At 67.2% G+C, this 16419-nt stretch carries 18 protein-coding genes; 9 read left to right on the forward strand and 9 right to left on the reverse strand.

Features of this window, described 5'->3' with window-relative positions:
- Positions 1-87: 87 nt before the first annotated feature.
- Positions 88-492, forward strand: coding sequence for a translation initiation factor IF-2 subunit beta (locus P0204_RS04485; protein WP_276222050.1), 405 nt, complete (start codon positions 88-90; stop codon positions 490-492).
- Between the two features lie 3 nt (positions 493-495).
- Here P0204_RS04485 and P0204_RS04490 read toward each other — a convergent pair whose 3' ends face one another.
- The 3 genes from P0204_RS04490 to P0204_RS04500 all read right to left on the reverse strand — a co-directional run bounded on the left by P0204_RS04490 (position 496) and on the right by P0204_RS04500 (position 2362).
- Complete coding sequence (locus P0204_RS04490; RefSeq protein WP_276222052.1) at positions 496-675, reverse strand: DUF7836 family putative zinc-binding protein; 180 nt, start codon at positions 673-675, stop codon at positions 496-498.
- A 61-nt stretch (positions 676-736) separates the two neighbouring features.
- Positions 737-1705, reverse strand: a complete 969-nt coding sequence (locus tag P0204_RS04495) for a transcription initiation factor IIB (RefSeq protein WP_276222054.1) — start codon at positions 1703-1705, stop codon at positions 737-739.
- A gap of 372 nt (positions 1706-2077) precedes the next feature.
- Positions 2078-2362 carry a DUF357 domain-containing protein gene (locus P0204_RS04500; protein WP_276222056.1) on the reverse strand — a complete coding sequence of 95 codons (285 nt, stop codon included), beginning with the start codon at positions 2360-2362 and terminating at the stop codon, positions 2078-2080.
- Between the two features lie 160 nt (positions 2363-2522).
- On the opposite strand from P0204_RS04500, the gene P0204_RS04505 reads away from it, so the two are divergent.
- Both P0204_RS04505 and P0204_RS04510 read left to right on the forward strand, forming a co-directional pair.
- Positions 2523-3560, forward strand: coding sequence for an NAD(P)/FAD-dependent oxidoreductase (locus tag P0204_RS04505; RefSeq protein ID WP_276222057.1), 1038 nt, complete (start codon positions 2523-2525; stop codon positions 3558-3560).
- Positions 3561-3651: 91 nt separating this feature from the next.
- Positions 3652-3939: a DUF7545 family protein gene (locus P0204_RS04510; protein ID WP_276222058.1), complete on the forward strand. Its 288-nt coding sequence runs from the start codon at positions 3652-3654 to the stop codon at positions 3937-3939.
- Here P0204_RS04510 and P0204_RS04515 read toward each other — a convergent pair.
- The 3 genes from P0204_RS04515 to P0204_RS04525 are packed head-to-tail and all read right to left on the reverse strand — an operon-like array spanning position 3936 to position 5288.
- Entirely contained in the window at positions 3936-4094 is a 159-nt protein-coding gene (locus P0204_RS04515; RefSeq protein ID WP_276222059.1) for a hypothetical protein, read from the reverse strand. The two genes, P0204_RS04510 and P0204_RS04515, sit on opposite strands and share 4 nt — an antisense overlap.
- A gap of 43 nt (positions 4095-4137) precedes the next feature.
- Positions 4138-4797 (reverse strand): 2,5-diamino-6-(ribosylamino)-4(3H)-pyrimidinone 5'-phosphate reductase, encoded by a 660-nt coding sequence (locus P0204_RS04520; RefSeq protein WP_276222060.1) that lies wholly within the window; start codon positions 4795-4797, stop codon positions 4138-4140.
- Between the two features lie 38 nt (positions 4798-4835).
- Positions 4836-5288 (reverse strand): hypothetical protein, encoded by a 453-nt coding sequence (locus P0204_RS04525; RefSeq protein ID WP_276222061.1) that lies wholly within the window; start codon positions 5286-5288, stop codon positions 4836-4838.
- A gap of 235 nt (positions 5289-5523) precedes the next feature.
- Between P0204_RS04525 and P0204_RS04530 the strand changes: the two genes are divergently transcribed.
- The 3 genes from P0204_RS04530 to P0204_RS04540 are packed head-to-tail and all read left to right on the forward strand — an operon-like array spanning position 5524 to position 9332.
- Positions 5524-6801, forward strand: coding sequence for a Single-stranded DNA binding protein (locus P0204_RS04530; RefSeq protein WP_276222063.1), 1278 nt, complete (start codon positions 5524-5526; stop codon positions 6799-6801).
- Complete coding sequence (locus P0204_RS04535; RefSeq protein ID WP_276222065.1) at positions 6798-8528, forward strand: hypothetical protein; 1731 nt, start codon at positions 6798-6800, stop codon at positions 8526-8528. The genes P0204_RS04530 and P0204_RS04535 overlap by 4 nt, the downstream gene beginning before the upstream one ends.
- Before the next feature lie 54 nt (positions 8529-8582).
- Entirely contained in the window at positions 8583-9332 is a 750-nt protein-coding gene (locus P0204_RS04540; RefSeq protein WP_276222066.1) for a metallophosphoesterase, read from the forward strand.
- On the opposite strand, the gene P0204_RS04545 is transcribed toward P0204_RS04540, so the two are convergent.
- Together P0204_RS04545 and P0204_RS04550 are read right to left on the reverse strand one after the other, a co-directional pair.
- Entirely contained in the window at positions 9329-9595 is a 267-nt protein-coding gene (locus P0204_RS04545) for a hypothetical protein (RefSeq protein WP_276222067.1), read from the reverse strand. The genes P0204_RS04540 and P0204_RS04545 overlap by 4 nt on opposite strands.
- A gap of 1 nt (position 9596) precedes the next feature.
- Positions 9597-10367, reverse strand: a complete 771-nt coding sequence (locus tag P0204_RS04550; RefSeq protein WP_276222068.1) for a creatininase family protein — start codon at positions 10365-10367, stop codon at positions 9597-9599.
- Positions 10368-10471: 104 nt separating this feature from the next.
- Here P0204_RS04550 and P0204_RS04555 point away from each other — a divergent pair, with 104 nt between their 5' ends.
- Both P0204_RS04555 and P0204_RS04560 read left to right on the forward strand, forming a co-directional pair.
- Entirely contained in the window at positions 10472-10957 is a 486-nt protein-coding gene (locus tag P0204_RS04555) for a DUF7979 domain-containing protein (protein ID WP_276222069.1), read from the forward strand.
- A 71-nt stretch (positions 10958-11028) separates the two neighbouring features.
- Positions 11029-13854 carry a DEAD/DEAH box helicase gene (locus P0204_RS04560; protein WP_276222070.1) on the forward strand — a complete coding sequence of 942 codons (2826 nt, stop codon included), beginning with the start codon at positions 11029-11031 and terminating at the stop codon, positions 13852-13854.
- 67 nt (positions 13855-13921) lie between these two features.
- On the opposite strand, the gene P0204_RS04565 is transcribed toward P0204_RS04560, so the two are convergent.
- Positions 13922-14524 (reverse strand): zinc ribbon domain-containing protein, encoded by a 603-nt coding sequence (locus P0204_RS04565; protein WP_276222071.1) that lies wholly within the window; start codon positions 14522-14524, stop codon positions 13922-13924.
- A gap of 126 nt (positions 14525-14650) precedes the next feature.
- Between P0204_RS04565 and P0204_RS04570 the strand changes: the two genes are divergently transcribed.
- Positions 14651-16411: a MutS-related protein gene (locus P0204_RS04570; protein WP_276222073.1), complete on the forward strand. Its 1761-nt coding sequence runs from the start codon at positions 14651-14653 to the stop codon at positions 16409-16411.
- The last annotated feature ends 8 nt before the right edge of the window (positions 16412-16419 follow it).

The following is a 16419-nucleotide window of genomic DNA, read 5'->3' on the forward strand; positions in this document are numbered from 1 at the left end:
CACGTCCGCGGCATCTGCGACAGTCGTGTCGGCATCTGTTTGGGGTTCTCTGAAAAGTTTTTATCGAGGGAGTAACCACACGCATGTATGGAGTACGACAGCATGCTCGACCGGGCGATCGAGGAGACACCGGAGATCGACGGGACCTCCGAACGGTTCGAAGTCCCCGACCCGGAGGTCCGCCAGGAGGGCAACACCACCGTCTTCGAGAACTTCCAGGCTGTCTGTCGACGACTGGATCGGGAGCCCGACCACGTGATGCAGTTCCTGCAAAACGACGTCGGGACGAGCGGACACATCGACGAGAGCGGGCGAGCACGACTGACTGGCGCGTTCGATGCCGCCCGTATCGGGAACGGAATCGACGAGTACGTCGAGCAGTACGTCCTCTGTCCCGAGTGTGGACTGCCGGACACACGGCTCGAACGCGAGCAAGGCGCGATAATCCGGCGTTGTGAAGCGTGTGGTGCACGCTCCCCAGTCGAGAACTGACCGTTATTGGAGTCGCTTCAACGTCCCGAGATCACGCTCTGTCCGGGTGAATTCGGCGAGCCGTCTGCTAGCGTGGCAGTTCGGACAGTGAAAGACGGTGTCGTGGCGTGGAAGGTCGTTCGGCGTCGACTCCCAGTCTTTCGTACACTCCGGGCAGAGCAGACGGACATACGCTTCCTCCATGTGTGTTAGTCACACACATCTGGAAGGGTGAAAAAGGTTGCCGTGGACCACCTACGGCGAATCAGGCCGAGAGATCCTCGGCTTCGAGGAGTTCCTTGTAGCGGTTCCGGATCGTGACTTCGGAGATGTTCGCCACCTCGCTGACCTCGCTCTGGGTGACCTTCTCGTTGGTCAACAGTGCCGCGGCGTAGACGGCAGCGGCCGCGAGGCCGACCGGCGACTTCCCCGAGAGCAGTCCGTCTTTCCGCGCGTTCTCGACGAGCGTCCGGGCGCGGCGTTCGGTCTCGTCACTGAGGTTCAGATCGGAGACGAACCGGGGCAGGTAGTGTTCGGGGTCGGCGGGCTTGACCTCCAGGTTCAGTTCGCGGACGATGTATCGGTAGGTCCGCGTGAGTTCCATCTTCTCGACCCTGGAGACTCTGGCCATCTCGTCGAGCGAGCGTGGGCTCCCAGCCATGCGGGCAGAGGCATACAGCGCGGCGGTAGCGACCCCTTCGATCGAACGACCGGGGAGGAGGTCCTCGCCGAGGGCGCGCCGATAGATGACACTGGCAGTCTCACGGACACTCTGGGGCAGGCCAAGCGCCGAGGCCATACGGTCGATCTCACCGAGGGCCTGCTTGAGGTTGCGCTCTTTGGAATCGCGAGTACGGAACCGTTCGTTCCAGGTGCGCAATCGCTGCATCTTCTGGCGCTGCTGGGCCGACAGCGACCGGCCGTAGGCGTCCTTGTTCTGCCAGCCGATGTTCGTCGAGAGCCCCTTGTCGTGCATCATGTTCGTCGTCGGGGCACCCACGCGGGACTTCTGGTCTTTCTCCGAGGAGTCGAAGGCACGCCACTCCGGGCCGTGGTCGATCTCGTCTTCCTCGACGACCAGGCCACAGTCCCCACAGACGGTCTCTCCGTGTTCGGTGTCGTTGACCAGGCTCCCGCCACACTCCGGGCAGGTGTCCGTCTGTTCTTGCTCTTGCTGGTCGCTCTCTAGCCGTTCTCTGGTTCGTGCGTTGGTTGTTGTCGTTGTTTCGCTCATAGTGGTGGTCCCGTTCTGCCGGGTGCAGAACGCTGAAGAACCCTTCGGCGAGTTCTCGTTACCTTTAGTTAGGTAGAAAAGTATATAAAGCTTTCGCTGTTGTGCGAACAATCAGCAATATAGCACCCGTACGGCAGTCCCAGCCGATCCCTCGGGCAGTCGGCAGTGAGATGACGGTAAACGGCGTTTCTCGCCCCTTTACGGCCGCCAGTGTGTCAATTGATACCGTTCAGGACGGCCGATTGCCGTTACTCTCGCCGGAGAAGGCGGGAAATTCCGAAGCATCGACGGTGCCAGTTTTGTGCATACTCTGCTGTACCGGTATCGCGGTTCGGCGCGGCGATCGCCGCACGGACACCACCCGGGTACGAGTCACTGCGTGAACAGGTGCCCCGCTTCGGGAACGTCGAACAGACCGATACGGGCACCGGCGTCGAGCCACGCGTGCCCGTAGGAGAACGCTGCCAGGGCGTTGACCGGGTCGTCGTTCTCCCGGAAGTGACGCCCGTCCTCCAGGTAGGACCGTGCCATCTCTGCACAGTCTACGGCACCGTCGTGCATCGGTGTCCCTTCGGGCGGTGCGATCTCTGCGGCGTCGACAGCCTCGGCGAGCAGTCCCTCGTAGCGGTCGGTCTTCTCGTCCAGATCGGCAGCCATACCCACCCTTCGGAGCCCGTCGATGTGGGCGTTCCGACCTCGTCGTGTGTGTCGGTGATACTCGCCTCCTTTCGTGGCTCGTGACCGGTAGACACGGTATCGCGAGTGATCCGCGCACGACAGCACAAACTAAATACGCCGGCCGACAGTAACTCTGGTAATGACAGAGACACCGGAGCACCGGCGCCTCATTATCGCCGGCTCGGGCATCGCGGGACTGAGCGCCGCCATCTACGCCGCGCGGTCGAACAACGAGCCCCTCGTTCTGGAGGGGGACGAACCGGGTGGACAGCTCACGCTGACCAGCGAAGTCGAGAACTACCCCGGTTTCCCGGAGGGGCTGTCGGGACCGGACCTCATCAACAGGATGAAAGAGCAGGCCGAGCGGTTCGGGACCGAGATCGACCACGGGATCGTCACCGAGGTCGACGACAGCGACCGTCCGTTCCGGGTGGAACTGCGCGACGGGACCGTCTACACCTGTGACGCGTTCCTCGCGGCGTCGGGTGCCAGCGCCCGGACACTGGGAGTTCCGGGGGAGGACGAACTGATGGGCTACGGCGTCTCGACGTGTGCGACCTGTGACGGCGCGTTCTTCCGTGACGAGGACATGCTCGTCGTCGGCGGCGGCGACGCCGCCTTCGAGGAAGCGCACTTCCTGACGAAGTTCGCCGACACCGTCTACCTGGCCCACCGCCGCGAGGAGTTCCGCGCGGAAGACTACTGGATCGACAAGGTCCAGAAGAAGGTCGACGCCGGCGAGATCGAGATCATGCGCAACACGGAACTACTGGAGATCCACGGCTCCGCCGAGGACGGCGTCGACCACGTCACGCTGGCCCGGAACGAGGCGGGTTACCCCTCCGAGAACCTCGACGACCCTGACACCGAAACCTTCGACTTCGACGTCGGTGCCGTGTTCATGGCCATCGGCCACACCCCGAACACGGCGTATCTCGAAGAGACGGGCGTCGAACTCGACGAGACCGGCTACATCGTCACCGAGGGCGGCGAGGGCGGCGGGCAGACGAGGACGGGCGTCGAGGGGCTGTTCGGGGCCGGCGACGTCGTCGACTTCCACTACCAGCAGGCGGTCACCGCCGCCGGGATGGGGACGAAGGCAGCCCTCGACGCCGACGACTATCTCGAAGACGAGGTCGACGAGAAAGCCGAGGCCCCCGCGGAAGCCGACGACTGATCGGGTCGGGGAACCAGTCCGTTCGGGCGGGTCGGTACCGGGAGGACACGGACCCGATAGACCCTTCCGTACGGTCTGCCAACGGGGTTGCATGGCATCCGACACTGTCACGCTGACGATCGAGACAGCCGATTCGACCGACGAACTGACCGTCCCGAGCGGCCTGTTGGAGATCCTTCGCGAACAACCCGACGAGACGGACCCGCAGGTCGTCGGCGACATCGCGATGTTCGGCCTGGCACAGCGAATCCACGGTGCCGTCCACCACAGCCAGGGCGAGGTCGACGACGAGATCGCCGCACTGGAGGAGAGTACGCTAGCGCTGTTCGAGGAGCGCTTTGGCGCCTCCTTCAGCGAGATGACCGGGCACGACCACTAGCTCTCTTCTTCCAGCGCATCGGCGATCCGTTCTAACTGGAGTCCGACGTAACACAGGGCCTGGGTCTGCATGATCGCCGGGTCCTGTGACCACTCGTCGGTGATGTAGGCCGCTCGTTTCCCCGCTTCGTCCAGTTGTGTGGTGTCGTTCCGCATGGACAGGGGTAGGAACGGCGGGGTCAAACAGGTTTCCCGGCGATCAGAGCGTCCAGCGGAGCACGACGCCGTCGCCGAGTCGCTCGACGCCCTGGAGTGAAAGCTCGGGGAACTCCTCGACGAACCCCTCGCCGTCGACCAACGTCGGCGCGTCACGGCCGCCGATGATCGTCGGCCCGACGAACACCGATAGTTCGTCGACCAGCCCCTCCTCGAACAGTCCGGCGATGAGTTCGCCGCCGCCTTCGACCATGAGTTGGTCGACCCCCTCGCCTTCGAGTTTCGCGAGCGCCGTGGTGAGGTCTACCCGATCCTGCCCGGTCGCGATCACGTAGGCACCGGCCTCTTCCATCTCCTCGATGAAGTCGGTCGGCGCGGCCTCGCTGACCAACAGGTACGTCGCGGCCTGGTCGTCGAGGACCGTCGCGTCCGGCGGCGTCCTGATCCGCGAGTCGGCGACGACCCGGGCCGGGTTTGCGGGTTTGCCCGCGTTCGTCCGTGCGGCCCGACGGTCGGGGTCGTCGACAGTCAGAGACGGGTCGTCCGCCAGGACGGTTCCGACGCCGACCATGACCGCGTCGCTGTCGGCCCGGAGCTGGTCGACGCGGTCGAAGTCCTCGGTCCCCGAGATAGCGATCTGTTCGCGTCGCCGGGTCGAGAGTTTCCCGTCGGCGCTCATCGCGGCGTTGACGACGACGTGCATACCGAGCAGGAGACGGTACGGCGGAAAACGGGTTTCGGTTACGTCTGTTTCGGTCTGGTCGCCAGTTTGGTCACGTCGAGTGACTTCTGCGTGCCGTCGGCGGTCCTGAGCCGGCAGGTGGTCCCGTCCAAGAGCAACTCGTCGAGGTCGAGGACGGCCTCGCTCGTCCAGCCTTTGAACCGGGCGATCCCGGCCTCGTCGATCTCGATGAACGTCCGCGGTTTCTCCTGGGACCCCATGCTCCAGTCGCGTTCGCCCAGCGACAACTCCTGGCCGCCGGTCTCGGCCCAGCAGAACACACAGGCGTGTTGTGTCCGGGACTCATCGCCGCGCTCGTGGTCGACCCGCTCCCACTCCTCGTAGTCGATTCCGAAGTGTGCCGCCCACAGCCGGAGGTACTCGAAGTCGAACTGCTTGGCCCCGTCGTCGTCTCGCCCGCTGCGCCAGATCACGTGGGAATCAGACGGCTTCGATCCGAAGACACCACCCACGTCAACACACCCGGGTTAGGCGTTCGGTCTCGACTGCGAGCGCCGACCGGAGTGCCGACAAACCGGTCGGTCCCTGGGCGAATCGGCTACGCCGCCCATGCTGTACGCGACCGAGTTCCATGACAGAGGGTTCTCAGTATCACAGATAAAAATTCTGGCCACGTGTGACTGGACGGACATCCGACGCGGACGGTGCCACAAACCCTTTTCACCGGCCCCGTCGAACCCTCGGGCGATGTCTCTCGAAGCTCATGCCGAGGAACTCGCCTCCGACCTCGGCGTCGACAAAGAGGAGGTCAAAAGCGACCTGGAGAACCTGGTGAACTACTCGGTCCCGGTAGACGAGGCCAAACAGAGCCTCAGACGGAAGTACGGGGACGGCGAGACCGGCGGGAGTGGTCCGTCGAGCAAGTCTATCGGCGAGGTCACGACCGACGACTCGAACGTCACCGTGACCGCCGTCGTCCTCACGTCGGGTCGCCGGTCGATCCAGTACAACGGCGAACAGCACGTCATCCGCGAGGGGGAACTGGCCGACGAGACGGGCCGGATCTCGTATACGGCCTGGGACGGGTTCGACGGCGACCTCGAACCCGGCCAGACCGTCCAGTTCGGCAACGCCGGCGTCCGCGAGTGGGACGGCCACCCCGAACTCAATCTCGGGGACAGCACCGACGCCAGCGTCGTCGACGAGCCCCTCGATATCGACGCCGAGATCGGCGGCGAGTCGACGCTGGCGTCCCTGGAACCGGGCGACCGCGGTGTCACCGTCGAGGTCCAGGTCATCGAGTGTGAACGGAAGATCATCGACGGCCGCGACGGGGAGACGACGATCCTCAGCGGCGTACTCGGTGACGAGAGCGGCCGTCTCCCCTTTACCGACTGGGAGCCACACGACGCCATCGAGGAAGGGGCGTCGGTCCGCATCGAGGAGACGTTCGTCCGGGAGTTCCGCGGCGCGCCGTCGGTCAACGTCTCGGAATTCTCGGCGGTGACGGCGCTGTCGACCCCCGTCGAAGTGACCGAGGACGCCCCGCGACTGACGGTCCGCGAGGCCGTCGAGAGCGGTGGGCTCTTCGACGTGGAACTGTCCGGGAACGTCATCGAGATCCGCGACGGTTCGGGACTCATCGAACGCTGTCCGGAGTGTGGCCGCGTCGTCCAGAACGGCCAGTGTCGCTCCCACGGCGCCGTCGAGGGCGAGGACGACCTCCGGACGAAGGCGATCCTCGACGACGGGACAGGCACGGTGACCGTCATCCTCGGCGACGAGTTGACTGCACGGGTGTACGGCGGTGACCTCGACGACGCCCGCGAGCACGCCCGGGACGCCATGGACAAGGAGGTCGTCGCCGAGCGGATCGCCGAGCAAGTCGTCGGACACGAGTACGTCGTCCGCGGCTCGCTATCGGTCGACGAGTACGGTGCCAACCTCAACGCCGAGACGTTCGCCGAGGCCGACGACGATCCCGTCGAACGTGCGGGTGCGCTGCTGGCGGAGGTGGACACGTGAGCGAATCCGAGGACGACAGCGGCGCCGGGACCCGAGAGGTCGCCCACCGGTTGTTCGCTGCCGAGTTCGACGACGCCGACTTCTCGTACTCCGAATCCGACGAGGAGCGGGCACCGAACTACGTCGTCACGCCCACCGGCGCACGGGTGAATCGCCTGTTCGTCGTCGGCGTCCTCACGGAGATCGAACAGGTCAACGAGGAGGTCCTGCGGGCCCGGATCGTCGATCCGACGGGCGCGTTCGTCGTCTACGCCGGCCAGTACCAGCCCGACGAGTTGGCCTTCTTAGAGGGTGCGACGCCGCCGCTGTTCGTCGCCATCACCGGCAAGGCGCGGACGTTCGAGCCGGAGGACGGCGACCGCGTGTTCACCTCGGTCCGGCCCGAGAGTATCAGCGAGGTCGACGCCGACACGCGGGACCGCTGGGTCGTCCAGGCCGCCGAACAGACGCTCGATCGGATCGGTCGGATGGCGGGCGCCAAGGAGACCGGCCTGGCCGGCGACGACCTCCGGCAGGCACTGCTCGACCGGGATGTCGCCGAGGCCGACGCCGCCGGGATCGCGCTCGCACTGGACCACTACGGGACGACCGGCGACTACCTCGAGGCGCTTCGGGACCTCGCGCTGGACGCGACACGCGTCGTGGCGGGCGAGCGAGACGAGGCCGGGACGCTGTCGCTGTCGCCGGACGACGGCGGCGACGACCCCGTTCCGGTCCTCGCGGCGACGGACCATGAGACGCCCGACAGCGAAGCGAGGGACGGACCCGATCCGACCGACGCGAGCGGAACCGAGTCGGCCCCGGCCGTCGGTACAGACACGGAGGAGGCAGCACTCGACGAAGGGACGGAACAGCCCGGGACCACAGCGCCGGACACGGGCACCGAGCAGCCGGCGACTACGGCGGAGTCCGATGCCGAACCGGCTGCCGGCACGGCGGACGAACCGGATACCGACGAGCAAAGCGAGCGAGCGACTGGGTCGGCCGACGATGCCGAGCAACCGGCGTCGACGACCGTGGACGCCTCCGACGAGGGGACAGAAGCCGACGACGCTCCAGCGGACGAGGCCAGCGAGACACCGATCGGTGCCGACTCGATCGGCGAAACCACGACCGTCGAAAGCGACGAATCGGACGACGACATCGGCGAGTTCGAGCCCGAGTTCGACCTCGACGAGGACGAGCGTGAGGAGATCGAAGACGAGTTCGGGACGGACTTCCAGAGCGGCTCGGAGGTTCAGGAACCGGGCGAAGCGGACATCGAGACGCCCGATCCCGAGGAACTCGCCGACGCCGCTCAGCAGGGAGCGCCCGCCGGCGCGGCCGATGCCGAGTCCGCCCCCGAGTCGCCCGGTGCGCCGGCCGGAAGCGAATCGCCGGCCCCCGATAGCGACGCGGCGACCGGAGACGGACAGACAGAGACGCCCGAGACGGCGACCGACGCCGGAGCGGACGAGACCGCTGGTGAAGTCGAGGCGACCACGGAGGCCACAGACAGTAGCGCCGAGGCCGTCGAGGAGCCGGCCGACGACATCGACCTCGAAGACGCGGTCATGGAGGTCATGGAGGAACTCAACGACGGTGGCGGCGCCGACCGCGAGGCAGTACTCGCGACCGTCGTGGACCGCTACGGCGCCGATCCCGACGCCGTCGAGGACGCGATCCAGGACGCGCTGATGGGCGGACGGTGTTACGAACCCGACGACGGGAAACTGACGCCGATCTGAGCGGTCTCGGTCGAGCCGCGCCCCTTTTGCGTCCCGGCGACCTACCCCGCGTCGATGCACCTCGAACCGGTCCCGGGAGCGCCGGCCGCGACTGCCGAGACCGACGGCCAGCGACTCCTCGTCGTCGCCGACTACCACGCCGGCATCGAGGCGGGACTGCGCTACGAGGGCGTGGAACTCCAGTCGGCCGCACGCGACCGCCGGGAGCACCTGTTGGCTCTGCTCGACCGGACCGACGCCGACCGACTCGTCGTCGTCGGCGACCTCGGCCACGCCATCGGGGACCCCTTCGAGGACGAACGGACCGAACTCGCCACGCTGTTCGAGGCGCTGTCGGTCCCGGTGACGCTCGTGAAGGGCAACCACGACGGAGATCTGGAACCGGTGCTTGCCGATCTGGACGCCGACGTGACCGTGACGCCGGCACACGGGACCCGGATCGGGGCGGTCGGGTTCGCCCATGGTCACACCTGGCCCGCTCCCGAAGTGCTGGCGGCCGATGTCGTCTGTATCGGCCACGAGCATCCCGTCGTCAGGCTCGAAGACACCGTCGGCGGCGCGCGGAAAGAGCGTGCGTGGCTCCGGGGCACACTCGATCCCTCGCCGTTCACCGAGCAGTTCGGCGAACCCGTCGAAACCGACGCCGACCTCGTCCTCTGTCCGGCGTTCAACGATCGCTCGGGCGGTACCTGGGTCAACGTCGAGGGACAGTCGTTCCTCTCACCGTTCCTTCCGGCCGGATTCTCCGAGGCTGAGGCGTTCCTGCTGGACGGGACGCGACTGGGCGAGTACCGACGGGTCTAGAGGAGGCCGAGGACGGTCCCGGCGGCGAAGGCGGCGACGCCCGCGGCCAGTGCGACGATCGTTCCGGCCCGAGTCTGGTCGGTGAAGACGGCCGGCCGCACTGCGACCGCCAGCGCCGTGAGGAAGGTCACGGCACCACCGAGGGCGGTCAGCGCCACGGCGGCCGTCGACCACGTCCCGTCCTGGAAGCCCACGGCAGCGTTCGTGACCGCCAGGAAGCCAAAGCAGGCGAACAACACCGCGTAGACGCGCTTCCGTCTCATCTCAGAGGTGCTCGTTCGGCATTAGGTCCTCGAACGGCTGAGCAGCGAGCCACTCACAGAGCTGACAGAGCTGGTCCAGCGCGGCCTCGAACAGTTCTTCGCCGACGGCCGCGGAGGCGTCGGTCTGGTCGCCCAGGACACCGTTGTCCGTGTTGTCGATGGCGTCGTAGAAAGTACGGGCACCGTGAACCCGCCCGGAGGACTCGTCGAACTCGCGGAGGCCGCCGTCGCGGGCGTCCTCGATGCGGTCCTCGTGGACCAACTCGCCGGCGAGATACTGGATCAGCGAGGTCTCCTTCGGGCCGCCGTGGGGACCGGGCGTTTCGAAGACCTCCTGGATACGGTCGGTGATCGACTCGTCCCACATCCACTCGATGGCGTACATCACCTCGGCGTCCCGCAGGCGGCGACCGACCTCCCGGAGGTGTTCGACGTTGCCGCCGTGGGCGTTGACGTAGATCACCCGGTCGATGCCGTGCTCGGCCAGGCTCCGGGTCAGACTCTCGACGTAGTCACGGAACACCGGTGCCGTGACCGACATCGTCCCGTGGAACTGCCGGTGGTGGGGACTGACGCCGACCGTGATCGTGGGCGTACAGAGATAACCCGTCTCTTCGGCGGCCCGCCGGGCGAAGGCCTCGGCGATGATGTGGTCGGTCCCCTCCGGGAGGTGGGGGCCGTGCTGCTCGGTCGAACCGAGGGGAACCAGCGCCAGCGACTCCGACTCGAAGTACGATTCGAGGTCCGGCCAGGCCTCGTCGGCGAGGTACATACGATGAGATAGGCGACCAGCCCCTTCAACATTGAGACTGGGACGAGAAGGCGACAGTCACAACACAAAACTGATACGTTCGATTCGAGAACCTGCGATCGAGGATGGACATCGACTACCGGACGCTCGCCCTCCGTCTCTTTTTCGTCGGTCTCCTCTGTCTGCCCGCACCGCTGTATCTCGGATACGGTGCGGCCGCGGTCGGGGAACTGACACAGAACCGCGTCGATAACGGGTACTACGCCGACCGAGGTCGTTCGGACGTGGTCGCCGACAGAAGGGTGATCGAGTACGACTCGATGCCGACGGCCGAGCGGCGGGCCATCGACCGCATCGTCGAGAACAGCAGTGGAAGCGAGTACGGGGACTACGAGCCCCGTCTGGACAACCCGATCGTCGATCGAGAGACCCCGTTCCCGGTCGAGCGAAACGGGACGGTGTACACGATCAGGCAGGACGGCGGGACCACGCTTGGCCTGGGCTTTTTCGGCTTCATCGCTGGGATGGGGCTGGCCGTCGTCGGTGTGGTCCTGTGTGTGGGGAGCGGGATCGGCTACCTCGTTCTCCGGTGGCGTGACGCCACGGACTGAGTGCCACCGGCGCGGGGAAACCGCGAGTCGGACGCGACGCGCTTAACCTCGCCCAGCCGTAACGAGAGACGATGAGCGAGACGGGTGTCGCCGCGTTCTCGGCGCTGGGCGACCAGGTCCGGACTGCCCTCTCCGAGCGGGGGTTCTCGACGCCGACCGAGCCACAGCGCGAGGCGATCCCACCGCTGTCCGACGGTCGTGACGCGCTCGTCGTCGCGCCGACGGGGACCGGGAAGACCGAGACCGCAATGTTGCCGGTGCTCGACTCCCTGGTCGAGTCCGACGACCGGTTCGGGATCGGTGCGCTGTATATCACCCCGCTACGGGCACTGAACCGCGACATGCGCGAGCGCCTGGAGTGGTGGGGCGAGACGCTGGGGCTGGATGTCGACGTACGACACGGCGACACTACCGACTACCAGCGCCAGAAGCAGGCGAACGACCCGCCGGACGTGCTGGTGACAACACCCGAGACGTTACAGGCGATGCTGACGGGGTCGAAACTCCGGACCGCACTGGAAGACGTCGACCACGTCGTCGTCGACGAGGTCCACGAACTCGCGGCGGCCAAGCGGGGCGCACAGTTGACCGTCGGCCTCGAACGACTCCGGGAACTGTCGGGGTCGTTCCAACGTATCGGGCTCTCGGCGACGGTCGGCGACCCACAGGAGGTCGGGCGGTTCCTGACGGCTGGGCGGGGCTGTCGGGTCGTCGAGGTCGACATCGGGAGCCGGCTCTCGATCGACGTGGTCCATCCCGAGGTGACCGACCGCGACGAGCGACTCTCCAGCGAACTGGTCACTGACGCCGAGACCGCAAGTCACGTCCGGTTCATCGACGACCTGATCGCCGACCACGAGTCGGTCCTGGTGTTCGTCAACACCCGACAGACCGCGGAGGCGCTGGGCTCGCGGTTCAAGGAACTGGGGACGAACCTCGGCGTCCACCACGGGTCGCTCTCGAAGGAGGCCCGCATCGACGTCGAGGACGGATTCAAGCGGGGCGAACTGGACGCCCTGCTGTGTACCTCCTCGATGGAACTGGGCATCGACGTGGGCCACGTCGACCACGTCGTCCAGTACGGCAGCCCGCGGCAGGTCTCGCGGCTGGTCCAGCGGGTCGGCCGCGCCGGCCACCGCCGCGACCAGGTCTCTTCGGGGACGGTCGTGACGACCCACGCCGACGACACCCTCGAAGCGCTGGCGATCGCCCGACAGGCCCGCAACGGCGACGTGGAACCCGCCGAGATCCACGACGGGAGCCTCGACACCGTCGCCAACCAGATCGCCGGTCTCGTGATGGACACCGGCGAGATCCGCGCGATGGAGGCCTATCGGGTCCTCACCCGTGCCTATCCGTTCCGTGACCTCCCCGAACAGCAGTTCAAGGCGGTCGTCCAGGAACTGGCCGAGAACAACGTCGTCTGGCTCGACGAGGAACGGGACACCCTGGAGAAGCGCCGAGGAACCTGGCAGTACTTCTACCAGAACCTCTCGATGATCCCCGACGAGGCGACCTACGACGTCGAGGACGTGGCTTCGGGCGACCAGGTCGGGACCCTGGACGAGCGATTCGTCGTCAACTTCGCGACCCCCGGAGAGGTGTTCGTCCAACGTGGCGAGATGTGGCGGATCACGAACATCGACGAGGAGGAGGAGGTCGTGACCGTCTCGCCGATCGAGGACCCGGCCGGCGAGGTCCCCTCCTGGACCGGGTCGGAGATCCCCGTTCCGAAGGCCGTCGCACAGGAGGTCGGCGAACTCCGGCGTGTCGCCGGCCAGCAACTCCAGGACGGCGCACCGATCGACGCCGTCGCGTCCCACGTCGCGAACCGCTACGACGCCGGCAGGGCGACGGTCGAGACCGGCCTCGAACAACTGGACGGCCACGAGGCACCGCTGCCGGACGACGGCACCGTCCTCGTGGAGTTCCAGGGCCGGGAGGTCGTCGTCAACGCCTGTTACGGTCACAAGGTCAACGAGACGCTGGGCCGGGTTCTGTCGGCACTACTCGGCCAGCGGGCCGGCTCCTCGGTCGCCATGGAGGTCGATCCCTACCGGATCGAACTGGAGGTGCCACGACAGATCACCGCCGGCGACGTGATCGAGGTCGTCGAGGAGACCGACCCCGACCACCTGACCGCACTCGTCGAGTTGAGTCTCAAGAACGCCGACGCGCTGAAGTTCAAGCTCGCGCAGGTCGCGACGAAGTTCGGCTCGCTCAAACGCTGGCGAGGCCGAGGATCGACGGAGTTCGGCCGTGACCGCCTGCTGGCGGCACTGGAGGACACGCCGATGTACGAGGAGGCGCTTCGCGAGGTCCGTCACGAGGACCTGGCCCTCGCGGAGACGGCCGACCTGCTGGCGGCGCTGCAGTCCGGCGAGGTGGCCCTGGAGACGGTGGGCGAGCGGACGCCGATCGGACTCGGCGGCCGTTCGGCCGGCCGGGAACTGCTCTCGCCGGAGAACGCCGACGCGAGCGTCATCCAGACGGTCAGAGAGCGCATCCAGGAGGACCGCGTCATCCTCGCCTGTCTCCACTGCAAGGAGTGGGACCGCAGACAGCAGGTCAAGCGGGTCCGCGATCAGCCGGAGTGTCCACAGTGTGGGTCGACCCGCATCGCGGCGCTGAACCCGTGGGCCGACGAAGTGCTGACCGCAGTTCGGGCAAGCGAGAGAGACGAAGAGCAAGAGAAGATGACCGAACGCGCCTACCGATCGGCGTCCCTCGTTCAGAGCCACGGCAAACGGGCCGTCCTCGCGCTGGCGGCTCGCGGCGTCGGCCCGCACAACGCCGCACGGATCATCAACCGCCTGCGCGAGGACGAAGACGAGTTCTACCGGGACATCCTCCGTCAGGAACGGGAGTACGCACGGACCCAGTCGTTCTGGGACTAGCACGCCATCGCCGCGGATCTCGTCGTGAGCAGATCGGTTCCCTCCCGAGAGTTGGTACGAGGGACGCTCACTCCTCGTCGTCGGGTTCGACACCGGCCCGCTCGTGGAGTCGGCCGGGCTCGCCACGGAGCTGTCGGGCCGCACGGTTCGACGCCCGTCTGGCGAGCATGGCGGCGACGACGGCCGGGACGGCAAGCAGTGCCAGCAACAGTGCGGTCCCCTGTGAGACAGTAGACTCGCCGGCCGCGACCGTGTCGTACCCGACGGCGACGACGACGGCACCGATCCCGGCGACGACGAGATAGAGACCACGCGAGAGCACCTCGCTGGGGTTCCGGAACCGGGCGAGATAGATCCCGGGGAGCAACCAGCCGGCGAGCAAGAGCGTGACGACGACCCCCAGCGACCGGACACCGGTCGCGATGACGCCGGCGTAGGTCACCAGCGGCGCGATGGCGATCCCCAGCGCGAGCCCGGTCAGGAGAACCGCCCAGCGGGGTGCCGCCTGCGGTTCCGTTTCCAGCGCTTCGGCCAGGTGCTCGGTGAGTGCCGCGGCCTCTTCCTCCGAGAGGAACTGCTCGCCACAGTGTGGACAGTCCATAACCGCCGGGTCCAGTGGCTCGCCGCAAGCCGGACAGGCCGGTTCGTCGGCCGTGCGCCAGGAGTCCATACCGGCCGCTTGCGCCTCCGGGGGCTTGAGTCGTCCGGCTACTCCCACAGCGGACGGCCGTTGCTGTCGCTCGACTCACCACACGCAAGAACAACGACTAAGCGGCCACCGGTCGACTCCCCGTCCATGCGACTGGAGGAGTACTGGGGGATCGGCCCGAAGACGTCGGCACTGCTCTCCGAGGAACTGGGCGTCGAACGGGCCATCGAGGCGATCGAGTCGGCCGACACGCGGACACTGACCGCGGCCGGGCTCTCGCGGGGCCGAGCGACGCGGATCCTCCGACGGGCCAGCGGCGCCGAGTCGATGGACCTGCTGGCCACCCGGGACACTCGCGACGTTTACAAGGAACTGCTCGACCTGGCCGAGGAGTACGCCGTCACGTCCGACGCCGCGGATCGGATCCGCGTCCTGACGCCGTTGCCCTCGAAAGAACGAATGGAGGAGCGCCTCGACGACGTGCTCTCCGCGCGGGAGTCGTGGGCCGCGCTCTCGGAGTCGACACGGGAGTCGGTCGTCGCTGCCTTCGAGGGATACGGGAACGGCGGCGAGCGTTCGGCCGTCGGGACGGCGATCGAACTCCAGAAAGTCGGCGTCTCGGAGGGCGTGTTCGAGCCCATCGCGACGCTGGACAGCGACCACCTCGCGTCGGCCAGGGCAGCCCTGGCCGGCCTCGCTGGCGACGGTGACGGCGTCGGCCGAGGCGCCGACGAGGAACTCGACCGGCTCCGGGATCAGTTGGGCCACGTCGAAGACCTCGCTGCTGGCTCGGCGGAAGTCGTCGAAGCCGTCCAGGACGGCGCGAGACGGCCGGCGGAGTTCCAGGACGCCCTGGCCCGGTACGTCATCGACGAGACCGGGCTGGGCCGGGCGAGAATCCAGGCGGCGATGCCGAGCGAAGCGACCGACGCGCGGGACTTCGTCGAGACCGCCCTCCGGGACCTCCGGAGTTCGCTCCGGGCGGACCTCCAGGAGCGGGAATCGGCCGTCGCCGATCGGCTGGAAGCGGACCTCGAAGCCGCACGCGGGACGATCGACGACGCGGTCGCGGCCGTCGACGACATCGCGCTGTCGGTCTCGCTCGCCCGGTTCGCGATCGCGTTCGATCTGGTCAGGCCCACGCTCGTCGAGGACCGGGAGACGATCGCCGTCCGGAACGCACGGAACCTCACGCTGGCCGACGCCGACGATCCACAGCCGATCACCTACGCCGTCGGCGATCACACCCTCCCAGTCCAGGGCGCGAACGAGCCCCCCAGCGGCGACCGGGTCGCGATCCTCACCGGAGCCAACTCCGGCGGGAAGACGACGCTGCTTGAGACGCTGTGTCAGGTCCAGTTGCTCGCACAGATGGGGCTGCCGGTGCCCGCCGACGCCGCCGAAGTCGGGCTGGTCGACACCGTGGTCTTCCACCGACGGCACGCTTCGTTCAACGCCGGCGTCCTCGAATCGACGCTGCGCTCCGTCGTCCCACCGTTGACCGGGAGCGACCGGACACTGATGCTCGTCGACGAGTTCGAGGCGATCACCGAACCAGGCTCGGCGGCCGACCTGTTGCACGGGCTCGTGACGCTGACCGTCGACCGCGGGGCGCTGGGGGTATTCGTCACCCACCTCGCAGCGGACCTGGAACCGCTGCCAGAGACCGCCCGGACCGACGGTATCTTCGCGGAGGGGCTGAGTCCCGATCTGGAACTCCAGGTGGACTACCAGCCCCGCTTTGGCACTGTCGGCAAGTCCACGCCGGAGTTCATCGTCTCCCGCCTGGTCGCCAACGCCGGCGACCCCGTCGAACGGTCGGGCTTCGAGACGCTGGCGACGGCGATCGGCGAGGAAGCGGTCCAGCGGACTCTCTCGGACGCACGCTGGAACGAGGGCGACGGCTGACGGCCGCG

Source organism: Haloarcula halophila (assembly GCF_029278565.1).
GTDB lineage: Archaea > Halobacteriota > Halobacteria > Halobacteriales > Haloarculaceae > Haloarcula > Haloarcula halophila.

Bases quoted from the DNA above. Each gene is read 5' to 3' on its own strand.
- P0204_RS04490 (WP_276222052.1), bottom strand. From the start codon at position 675: ATGGAGGAAGCGTATGTCCGTCTGCTCTGCCCGGAGTGTACGAAAGAC.
- P0204_RS04530 (WP_276222063.1), top strand. From the start codon at position 5,524: ATGTCTCTCGAAGCTCATGCCGAGGAACTCGCCTCCGACCTCGGCGTC.
- P0204_RS04570 (WP_276222073.1), top strand. From the start codon at position 14,651: ATGCGACTGGAGGAGTACTGGGGGATCGGCCCGAAGACGTCGGCACTG.
- P0204_RS04555 (WP_276222069.1), top strand. From the start codon at position 10,472: ATGGACATCGACTACCGGACGCTCGCCCTCCGTCTCTTTTTCGTCGGT.
- P0204_RS04560 (WP_276222070.1), top strand. From the start codon at position 11,029: ATGAGCGAGACGGGTGTCGCCGCGTTCTCGGCGCTGGGCGACCAGGTC.
- P0204_RS04510 (WP_276222058.1), top strand. From the start codon at position 3,652: ATGGCATCCGACACTGTCACGCTGACGATCGAGACAGCCGATTCGACC.
- P0204_RS04550 (WP_276222068.1), bottom strand. From the start codon at position 10,367: ATGTACCTCGCCGACGAGGCCTGGCCGGACCTCGAATCGTACTTCGAG.
- P0204_RS04540 (WP_276222066.1), top strand. From the start codon at position 8,583: ATGCACCTCGAACCGGTCCCGGGAGCGCCGGCCGCGACTGCCGAGACC.
- P0204_RS04495 (WP_276222054.1), bottom strand. From the start codon at position 1,705: ATGAGCGAAACAACGACAACAACCAACGCACGAACCAGAGAACGGCTA.
- P0204_RS04565 (WP_276222071.1), bottom strand. From the start codon at position 14,524: ATGGACTCCTGGCGCACGGCCGACGAACCGGCCTGTCCGGCTTGCGGC.
- P0204_RS04515 (WP_276222059.1), bottom strand. From the start codon at position 4,094: ATGCGGAACGACACCACACAACTGGACGAAGCGGGGAAACGAGCGGCC.
- P0204_RS04520 (WP_276222060.1), bottom strand. From the start codon at position 4,797: ATGCACGTCGTCGTCAACGCCGCGATGAGCGCCGACGGGAAACTCTCG.
- P0204_RS04545 (WP_276222067.1), bottom strand. From the start codon at position 9,595: ATGAGACGGAAGCGCGTCTACGCGGTGTTGTTCGCCTGCTTTGGCTTC.
- P0204_RS04505 (WP_276222057.1), top strand. From the start codon at position 2,523: ATGACAGAGACACCGGAGCACCGGCGCCTCATTATCGCCGGCTCGGGC.
- P0204_RS04500 (WP_276222056.1), bottom strand. From the start codon at position 2,362: ATGGCTGCCGATCTGGACGAGAAGACCGACCGCTACGAGGGACTGCTC.
- P0204_RS04485 (WP_276222050.1), top strand. From the start codon at position 88: ATGGAGTACGACAGCATGCTCGACCGGGCGATCGAGGAGACACCGGAG.